The organism is Streptomyces sp. MUM 203J, assembly GCF_022414595.1.
In the GTDB taxonomy this organism is placed as follows: Bacteria; Actinomycetota; Actinomycetes; order Streptomycetales; family Streptomycetaceae; genus Streptomyces.
In genome coordinates, this window is record NZ_JADWYO010000035.1 from 53,422 (window position 1) to 62,486 (window position 9,065).

The 9,065-nt window shown below is 70.2% G+C and carries 5 protein-coding genes; 3 read left to right on the forward strand and 2 right to left on the reverse strand.

The window, feature by feature from the left end; translation table 11 throughout:
* Positions 1-530: 530 nt before the first annotated feature.
* A complete protein-coding gene (locus I3F58_RS18595; RefSeq protein WP_240109748.1) occupies positions 531-1,436 on the forward strand; it encodes an HAD-IB family hydrolase in 906 nt (301 codons plus the stop codon).
* 328 nt (positions 1,437-1,764) lie between these two features.
* Here I3F58_RS18595 and I3F58_RS18600 read toward each other — a convergent pair whose 3' ends face one another.
* Positions 1,765-2,583 (reverse strand): oxidoreductase, encoded by an 819-nt coding sequence (locus I3F58_RS18600; RefSeq protein ID WP_240109749.1) that lies wholly within the window; start codon positions 2,581-2,583, stop codon positions 1,765-1,767.
* A 99-nt stretch (positions 2,584-2,682) separates the two neighbouring features.
* Here I3F58_RS18600 and I3F58_RS18605 point away from each other — a divergent pair, with 99 nt between their 5' ends.
* Positions 2,683-3,663 carry an ATP-binding protein gene (locus I3F58_RS18605; protein WP_240109750.1) on the forward strand — a complete coding sequence of 327 codons (981 nt, stop codon included), beginning with the start codon at positions 2,683-2,685 and terminating at the stop codon, positions 3,661-3,663.
* Here I3F58_RS18605 and I3F58_RS18610 read toward each other — a convergent pair.
* Positions 3,651-4,952 (reverse strand): hypothetical protein, encoded by a 1,302-nt coding sequence (locus I3F58_RS18610; protein ID WP_240109751.1) that lies wholly within the window; start codon positions 4,950-4,952, stop codon positions 3,651-3,653. The genes I3F58_RS18605 and I3F58_RS18610 overlap by 13 nt on opposite strands.
* A gap of 261 nt (positions 4,953-5,213) precedes the next feature.
* On the opposite strand from I3F58_RS18610, the gene I3F58_RS18615 reads away from it, so the two are divergent.
* Positions 5,214-7,547 (forward strand): bifunctional SulP family inorganic anion transporter/carbonic anhydrase, encoded by a 2,334-nt coding sequence (locus tag I3F58_RS18615; RefSeq protein ID WP_240109752.1) that lies wholly within the window; start codon positions 5,214-5,216, stop codon positions 7,545-7,547.
* Positions 7,548-9,065: the final 1,518 nt, after the last annotated feature.

A 9,065-nucleotide genomic window follows, 5' to 3' on the forward strand; every position in this document is an offset into this window, starting at 1 on the left:
CGCGTGCGGAGCGCACAGGGAAGGGCGTGCCGTGTCCTCGGCCGTGTGCCGCCGCGGGGCGATGCCCGCACGCCGGGGCTGTCCGGAGATCAGTGATTCCCGGCGCTGCGGCCCAGCCGTTCGGAATCACGGTGACGGGGTTCCGGAAATAAAGTGGATCTTGGGCAAAAGCTGTGGACAACTCACCGCTTGTGAATATCCCCGTCGCCCATACCAGCGACTTCCGCTACGCAGCGCAGCGGCTACTCTGAGTGATGCACGCCTCAGGGCCGCGCATCCTGCCGACATCGGACGAAGGGGGCGGAGATGAACTCGGCACGCCACAAGCGGCAGATGAAAACCCCTCTGGACATGCGACGACCCCCGCCGGGGGGGAGAGCGGGGGTCGTCTTCTCCGGCCGGCTCGGGGGGGGGGGGAGGAGCCGGTCCGGGTTAGCACGGTCGCGAACGATCCGTGACTTCCATGGTGTACCCGAGAGCCCTCTCAGGCAAACCCACACACCTCAGCGTACGCCGAATGGCGGGCACCTATGCTCAGGCATGTGGAAAACCACTCCTCGCCCCGCACGGCAGCGTTCTTCGACCTGGACAAGACCGTCATTGCCAAGTCATCGACGCTGACCTTCAGCAAGTCCTTCTACCAGGGCGGTCTGATCAGCCGCCGCGCCGCACTGCGCACCGCGTACACGCAGTTCGTCTTCCTGGCGGGCGGCGCCGACCACGACCAGATGGAGCGGATGCGCGCGTATCTCTCCGGGCTCTGCAAGGGCTGGAACGTCCAGCAGGTCAGGGAACTGGTCGCGGAGACGCTGCACGATCTGATCGATCCGATCATCTACGACGAGGCCGCGTCGCTCATCGAGGAGCACCACGCGGCCGGCCGGGACGTGGTGATCGTGTCCACCTCGGGCGCCGAGGTGGTCGAGCCGATCGGGGAACTCCTGGGAGCGGATCGCGTGGTGGCCACCCGGATGGTCGTCGGTGACGACGGCTGCTACACGGGCGAGGTGGAGTACTACGCCTACGGCCCGACCAAGGCCGAGGCGGTCCGGGAGCTCGCCGCGTCCGAGGGGTACGACCTGGCGCGCTGCTACGCCTACAGTGACTCCGCCACCGACGTTCCGATGCTGGAGGCTGTCGGGTACCCGCACGCGGTCAACCCCGACCGCGCTCTGCGCCGCGAGGCCGCCGCCCGGGAATGGCCGACTCTCGTCTTCAGTCGTCCGGTACGACTCAAGCAGCGGCTGCCGTCGTTCTCGCTGCCCCCGCGCCCGGCCCTGGTGGCGGCGGCAGCAGTCGGCGCCGCGGCGGCGACGGCCGGACTGGTCTGGTATGCCAGCAGACGCAGGCATTCGGCGTCAGCGAAGGCGGCCGGAGCTGCGGGTGCAGTCGCCGCCGCGACCACCACTGCCCGGGGTACCCGCGTGTGCCCCTGAAAGCAAAGAACGCCGACCAGGGCTTTCCCATCCCGGCGCTCCGGAGTACAAAGGAGTTACGGCCCGCGAGACCGGAGGACATCCGAGAGGATCACCTGTTGAGCAAGAAGGCCCCACGGACCGAACCGCACAGAAGCTGAGCACCCACGCGACGTCGACCCGTCGATTACGGGCCAGCCGCACCAGGCGCCGGGCAAAGTTCCCCGCCTGATGGGCACATATCGAGGACGCTTGGTAACTCTGGCCGATGTGCCAGCGGCGGTGCCGTCTTCGGCACCGCCGCAACCCTGTCCGGCCACCGGATGCGGACGTCCAGCCGCGCTGGACGTCAGGCCGCGCCGCGCTGAAGCGCCTCACAGACGGCCGTCGACTCTCGAACGCCCAGCTCGACGGCCCGCCCGCAGTGCGCGATCCACTGGGCCATGCCCTCGGGCGTACCGGAGAGATAACCCCCGAACGCCGCGACGTAGGCGGCCCGCCCCAGTTCGGCATGGCCGACCTCGGCCGGACAGACGGCCTTGGGGTCGAGCCCGCTGCCGATCAGCACGATGCGCTCGGCCGTCCGCGCCACGAGGCCGTTGTACGAGGTGAAGGGACGCAGCGCGAGAATCTCGCCGTGCACCACCGCGGCCGTCACCAAGGCCGGGGCCGCGCTGCCCGTGACCACCAGACCGGCCAGACCGTCCAGTCGACCGGCCACCTCGGCGGCGCCGGGCAGCGGCGCCTCGACCAGCGGCTCGTCGACGTTCTCGCCGTCCTGGCGAGGCCTTCCCACCGAGTCGCCGGGATCCCCCACCGCCACCAGATGGAGCCGGGCCAGCACGCGCAGCGGCGACTGGCGCCAGATGGACAGCAGCTGCCCCGCCTCGGCACCCAGCCGCAGGGCGGCACCGACGGTCCTGGCCTCGGATTCGACACCGAAGTCGCTGCGCCTGCGCACCTCTTCGAGTGCCCAGTCGGCTCCGGAGAGCGCAGCCGAGGCGCGGGCGCCGCGCAGAGCGGCCTCGGAGGAGATCTCGTTGCTGCGGCGCCGCATCACGCGGTGTCCGTAGACCCGGTCCACAGCCTTGCGAACGGACTCGACGGCATCAGGCACACCCGGGAGCTCACCCAGGGTGGCCAGCGGGTCGGCGGCATGCGTACTCATAGGTAACGAGGCTACGCGCCCCTCTCTCGCCACAGCGCTCCCGAGTGGCCTTCTTCATAGAGACAACGTGACGCAGCCGACCCGCTACCCTAGGTGAACATGAAGATCGCTTTCGTTGGAAAGGGTGGGAGCGGCAAGACGACGCTGTCCTCACTCTTCATCCGCCGTCTGGCAGCGGCCGGAGCCCCCGTCGCCGCGATCGACGCGGACATCAACCAGCACCTGGGCGCCGCGCTCGGCCTGGACGAGGAGGAGGCGGCAGGGCTTCCCTCGATGGGTGCCCGGATGCCGCTGATCAAGGAGTATCTGCGAGGTACGAACCCCCGGATCGCCTCCGCCGACAGGATGATCAAGACGACTCCACCGGGCGAGGGGTCGCGGCTGCTCCGGGTCCGAGGGGACGATCCGGTCCACGCCGCGTGCGCGCGGACGATCCGGCTGGACGGCGGCGAGGCCGGACTGATGGTGACGGGGCCGTTCACCGAGGCCGATCTGGGTGTGGCCTGCTACCACTCGAAGGTCGGAGCGGTCGAGCTGTATCTGAACCACCTGGTGGACGGCGCGGACGAGTACGTGGTCGTCGACATGACAGCCGGCGCCGACTCGTTCGCCTCGGGGCTGTTCACCCGGTTCGACATGACGTACCTGGTGGCGGAGCCGACGCGGAAGGGAGTGTCCGTATACCGCCAGTACAAGGAGTACGCCCGGGACTTCGGCGTCCCCCTCCGGGTCGTCGGCAACAAGGTCCAGGGGCGGGACGACCTGGACTTCCTGCGTGGCGAGATCGGCGACGACCTGCTGACGACGGTGGGCCACTCGGACTGGGTGCGTGCCGCCGAGAAGGGCAGGCCGGCCCCGTTCGGTGCGGTGGAGCCGGAGGTCCACGCGGCCCTGGACGTACTGAAGGCCACGGTGGACGACACGTACGAGCAGCGCGACTGGGAGCGCTACACGCGGCAGATGGTGCACTTCCACCTCAGGAACGCACACAGCTGGGGCAGCGCGAAGGCGGGTGCCGACCTGGCCGAGCAGGTCGACCCCGCCTTCGTCCTGCGGGAGCCCGCGCCTCAGCTCTCCTGAGGACGCCGCGCCCCCGCGGCCACACCCGGCGCGGCGGAAGCGCCGGATCCGGCCTGAGGCCGGGGGGCGAGGAAGCTCGCCCAGCCCCCGGGCGGCGCCTCGCCCACCTTCAGGGTGCGCAGCTTCGCCAGCACCGCCGGGTCCTGGACATCCAGCCAGTCGGCCAGCTGCCGGAACGACACACAACGCACGTCAGCCTGGACGCAGACGTGCGCAATCGTTTCTTCAATGGCCCGCATGTACGTGCCACCGTTCCAGGACTCGAAGTGGTTCCCGATGATGAGCGGCGCACGGTTGCCCCGGTACGAGCGGTTGAAAGCCTGGATCAGCCCGTCGCGCATCTGGTTTCCCCAGTACCTGTGCATGGCCGGGTCGCCGTGGAGGGTCTTCCCCGACTGATTGACGGCGAAGTTGTAGTCCATGGACAGTGTCTCGAAGTCCCGACCCGGGATGGGGACGAGCTGCATGGACAGGTCCCACAGGCCCTCCTTCCTGCCGGGCCAGACCTGGTTGTTGACACCGCTGGTGTCGTAGCGCCAGCCCAGCTCCGCAGCGGCCTTCCTGAAGTTCTGCCGACCTTCGAGGCAGGGAGTCCGGGCGCCGATGAGTTCCTTGTCGTAGTCGAACGGCAGCGGTTTCTCGGCCACCAGGCCGGAGTTCGTTCTCCAGTTCTTCACGAAGGACTTGGCCTGGGCGATCTCGCTCTTCCAGTCCTCCACGGACCAGGTGCCGACACCGCGTTCCGGCCCGCAGAAGTGACCGTTGAAGTGGGTGCCGACCTCGTTTCCCTCCAGCCAGGCGGCGCGCAGCTCCCGCACGGTGTCGCGGATGCCCTCGATGTCGTTGAAGCCGATGTCGGAGGCGCCCTGGCGGTGGCCTGGCGGGTTGTAGAGGGATGCCTTCTCCTCCGGCAGCACGTACACGCCGCTGAGGAAGTACGTCATGGTGACCCCGTATTTCCTGGCGACACCGCGGAAGTGCGAGAAGAGCTTCTGGCTGTCCTCACCGGCGCCGTCCCAGGAGAAGACGACGAACTGAGGCGGCCGCTGACCGGGTTTCAGCCGCTCCGGGCTGCTCAGCCCCGGCTGGGGTCCGGTGAACGACGTCGAGCCGTCACCGATGAGGCGGACGGGGTTCTTCACAGCGCCCTTGGGAGGCCCTGCCGCCTCGCCGGGCCCCAGGGCGCCCTCGCTGTTCCGGGCGCTGCCGGAGTCCGCGCATCCGGCGAGCCCTCCGATCAGCGCTGCCGCGACAGCGCTGACGGTAATCCTCTTCCTGACGGCCGTCATCGACCCGCCCTCCTGTACTTCGGGTGCCTGTGCCGGGCCGTCAACGTCGCATCACGGCGGGAGGCTCGGCGGTATGCCGTGCTGGAAAAAATTACTAATCACCTCTATAGGTGAACCTCTGAACCATTTGCACCGAATGTAATGCCGATCTCTTTACTCTCCATTACGATTCATTTACCGAGAGTTGACAATCCCATCAGTTGACGTCGCCCGGCGGTGATCGGCTCCGCCCGCGACCGCACCTCGGAGGAGATGGGCACCATGACCGCTTGCGTTCCCCACCACACGAAGAGCGCCGACCGTCCGGCCGAGCCCCGGGAGCATGGACCGCCGCCCGCGCGGCAACGCCGGTTCCGGGTCGCCGGGGCCGATGTGTCGGCCTCGATCTCCGTGTTCCTCATCGCGCTTCCCCTGTCTCTGGGCATCGCCCTGGCGACCGGTGCGCCGCTCCAGGCGGGGCTGGTGGCCGCCGCCGTCGGCGGCATCGTCGTCGGGCGGCTCGGCGGCGCGCCGCTTCAGGTGAGCGGACCTGCGGCGGGGCTGACGGTCGTGACGGCCGAACTGATCCAGCGGTACGGATGGCGTACGACCTGTGCCATCACGGTCCTGGCCGGGATCACCCAACTGGCGCTGTCGACCCTCCGGGTGGCCAGGTCGGCACTCGCGGTGTCCCCCGCCATCGTGCACGGCATGCTGGCCGGCATCGGCGTGACCATCGCCCTGGCCCAGCTCCACATCGTGCTGGGCGGCACGCCCCAGAGCTCCGCGGTGGACAACGTCCTCGAACTGCCCGCCCAGTTGATCGATCCGCACCTGGCAGCTCTGTCGGTAAGCGCTCTGACCGTCCTCGTGCTCCTGGCCTGGCCCCGGATCCCTGGCCGCGTCGGACGGCTCGCCCGCAAGATTCCCGCCGCGCTCGCCGCCGTGGCGGCAGCCAGCGTCACAGCCCTGTCGTTCGGGCTGCCGGTGCCGCGTGTGGACCTGCCCTCCTGGAGCAGTCACGCGCTGCCGGGCCTCCCCGAGGGCCCCGCGCTGGGGATCGCGGCAGGGGTCCTGACCATCATGCTGGTGACCAGCGTCCAGTCGCTGCTGTCAGCCGTGGCCATCGACAAGCTCGTGACGAGCCGCAAGGGTTCCGGAGCTGCCGCGCCACGGTCGAACCTCGACCGGGAGCTCGCCGGCCTGGGTACCGCGAACATCGCCTCCGGAGCCCTCGGCGGACTCCCCGTGGCAGGCGTCGCGGTTCGGAGCGTGGCGAACGTGACAGCCGGAGCAGTGAGCCGCAACTCGGCCATCCTCCATGGCATCTGGGTGACACTCGCAGCGTTTCTGTTCGTCCCCCTGATCAATCGGATCCCGCTGCCGTCCCTGGCGGCGCTCGTCATGGTCGTCGGCATCCAGATGGTGAGCATCACTCACATCCGCAGCGTCACCCGGCATCGCGAAGCACTCGTCTACGCAGCGACCCTCGGCGGTGTCGTGCTGATCGGGGTTCTCCAGGGCGTGGCCATCGGCATTCTCGTGGCCGTCGCCGTCGCACTCAACCGGCTGGCCAGGACGCGGATCACCCGGGAGACGCGTGACGGTGCCGAGCATGTACGGGTGCGCGGACAGCTGACGTTCCTGGCCGTACCGCGGCTGAGCCGGGTGCTGCACCAGGTGCCGGAGGGCACCGATGCGGTGATCGAGCTGGACGGGTCGTTCATGGACCACGCCGCCTATGAGGCATTGCACGACTGGCAGGTGGCACACCGGATGCGCGGGGGAACGGTGCGGCTGACCGGCCGGTCCGGGAGCCGGATCACGGACCCCGCCTCCGGAGCGCACAGCTGCTGCCGCCCGTGGACTGCGTGGCGGAACCACCACTGCGGGGAGCATCCCGCTGTGCCTGAGCGCACGACGGGGCATCAGCTCGCCAGCGGGCTCAGCTCGTTCCAGCGGAACACTGCGCCGCTCGTGCGGGAGGAGCTGGCGAGACTCGCCCGGGAGGGGCAGCGCCCCTCGCAGCTCTTCCTGACCTGCGCCGACTCCCGGCTGGTCACCAGCATGATCACGGCCAGCGGGCCGGGCGACCTGTTCACCGTGCGGAATGTCGGGAACCTGGTGCCGCCGCCCGGTGAGGAGAGCGGGGACGACTCGGTGGCCGCGGCGATCGAGTACGCGGTGGAGGTACTCCGGGTCCGCTCCATCACGGTGTGCGGGCACTCCGGCTGCGGAGCCATGCAGGCCCTGCTGGCGAACCCGCCCTCGGCCGCACCGACACCGCTGGGGCGCTGGCTGCGACACGGGCAGCCGAGTCTGGAGCGGCTCAGAAGCGGGGAACAAGGATGGGCGCGCTTGTCCGGACGGCTGCCGGCGGACACGGTGGAGCAGCTGTGTCTCACGAACGTGGTGCAGCAGCTCGACAACCTGAGGGCCCATGAGTGCGTGGCACGGCGGCTGGCCGAGGGATCGCTGGAGCTGCACGGCATGTACTTCCACGTGGGCGAGGCGCAGGCGTACCTGCTGACAGGGGCGGGGGAGGTGAACGAACTGTTCCACCGCGTGACCCCGACGACGGACCGGCCGAGGGCAGAGGAGACAGCCAGCGCCTGACCGGCTCCGCCTGGTGGCGATGGATGCAGGACGCGGCGACAGCGATTCCCTCGACTGCGACCGGATCCGTCCGGTGCCGACCCCGATACGCCTGGACGACGGGCGCGGGTCCGATACGGTGCCCAGCGCATCTGGGACAGAGGCGACGTCTCATTTGCCGGGGCTGGGAGCACGGGGCCGCTGCGGTGTCCTGTCTGACCGGTGCCGCAGGCGCGCGACCATCTCGGTGGGCCGCATGCCGGAGCCGGGAGTCCGGTACGTGCCCAGGCTGCCGGGACGCCAGGTGGCCCGTGCTCGCGCGGACAAGCACCCACTGAGCGCGAGCCGGCCCACCACCTCACTCGCCGGGCGGGGTGACAGAGCGCGTCAGGCGGGCGCCGGGCCAGGCGCCCGCCTCGGGCCAGGCAGCGCCTCGCGAACGAGCCTGGTTCCGGGCCCGAGGGCACAGCGGCGCGAAGTACGGTCGTCGCACATGAGCAGGGCCGGCTCGGGCAGGTGCAGCACAGCCGCACCCCCGGGCGTCAGCCGACCACAGGCGCGGCGAGGGCGCGGCGCAGCCCAGACCCGGCAAGGGCGGGGCGCGGGCCAGCCCCGGGCAGCCACTGCTCGGGCCGGCATTTCGGGCTCGGGCCGGCACCTCGGGCTCGGGCCGGCTTCGGGCTCGGGTCCGCCCGCGTGGCGCCGCGGGGCCACGCGCAGCGCCGGCGCGGGCACAGACGGCACCGGCGCAGACGGCCCGGCACCACCACGCACGCGGCAGGCACAAAGCGGCAGCGTGTGGACGGCAGCGGCACGGGCGGCACCACTCGGCGTCAGCGTCGGCGCAGACGGCGCGGGCACAAAAGCCACCACGCGCGCGGCACCGGCCCCATCACAGGCGCGCGCCAGGACCGTCGGCGGCACCGGCGACACAGGCACCAGTGCGGCTCGGCTGTCGGCCGGCCGGGGAAGAGGCGCATCCCGCACGGTGGGCAGTCCAGGCGACGGACGGGCAGGGCGCACCCGTGTGCCCAAGAGGTGAACCTTCGGGAGGGGTGGGCCGTGATGGTGGGTGGACTCCGCCGTGGGGCCGAGTCCCCGACCGTACTGTTCGTCCGTGGCGTGCCCGGCCTGCCTCATCCCGGCCGCGTCCGCCTGTCCGCCTGTCCGCCTGTCCGTTCAATGGCCCGTGCACCTGCCCACCTGCCGACCTGCCTGCCCGCCCGGGACAGGTCCGGTCTGTTTGTCCCTGCTGTACCCGGGCCGGGCGGGATACGGGCTGCTCACCCGGGCTGTGACCGTTCCTGTGCCGGCCGGGCGTCCGCACCCGGCCCGGTCGGTCCGGGGCGTGCATGACCGGGATTCACCCATCGGGGCGAGAGGTCTAAACCAATAATCGGGAAGGCCTTGTCACTTGGGCGTCCGGCTGGTGAGCTATGGGCTGGGGCACAACGGACGCCCTGAGAATGGGAGATGTCGTGAGCAACGAGAGCCTGGCCAACCTCCTCAAGGAAGAGCGGCGGTTCGCTCCGCCTTCCG

What these genes read in the sequence shown, in the direction of transcription:
- I3F58_RS18600 (WP_240109749.1), bottom strand. Translation starts at nt 2,583, where the DNA reads ATGAGTACGCATGCCGCCGACCCGCTGGCCACCCTGGGTGAGCTCCCG.
- I3F58_RS18610 (WP_240109751.1), bottom strand. Translation starts at nt 4,952, where the DNA reads ATGACGGCCGTCAGGAAGAGGATTACCGTCAGCGCTGTCGCGGCAGCG.
- I3F58_RS18605 (WP_240109750.1), top strand. Translation starts at nt 2,683, where the DNA reads ATGAAGATCGCTTTCGTTGGAAAGGGTGGGAGCGGCAAGACGACGCTG.
- I3F58_RS18595 (WP_240109748.1), top strand. Translation starts at nt 531, where the DNA reads ATGCTCAGGCATGTGGAAAACCACTCCTCGCCCCGCACGGCAGCGTTC.
- I3F58_RS18615 (WP_240109752.1), top strand. Translation starts at nt 5,214, where the DNA reads ATGACCGCTTGCGTTCCCCACCACACGAAGAGCGCCGACCGTCCGGCC.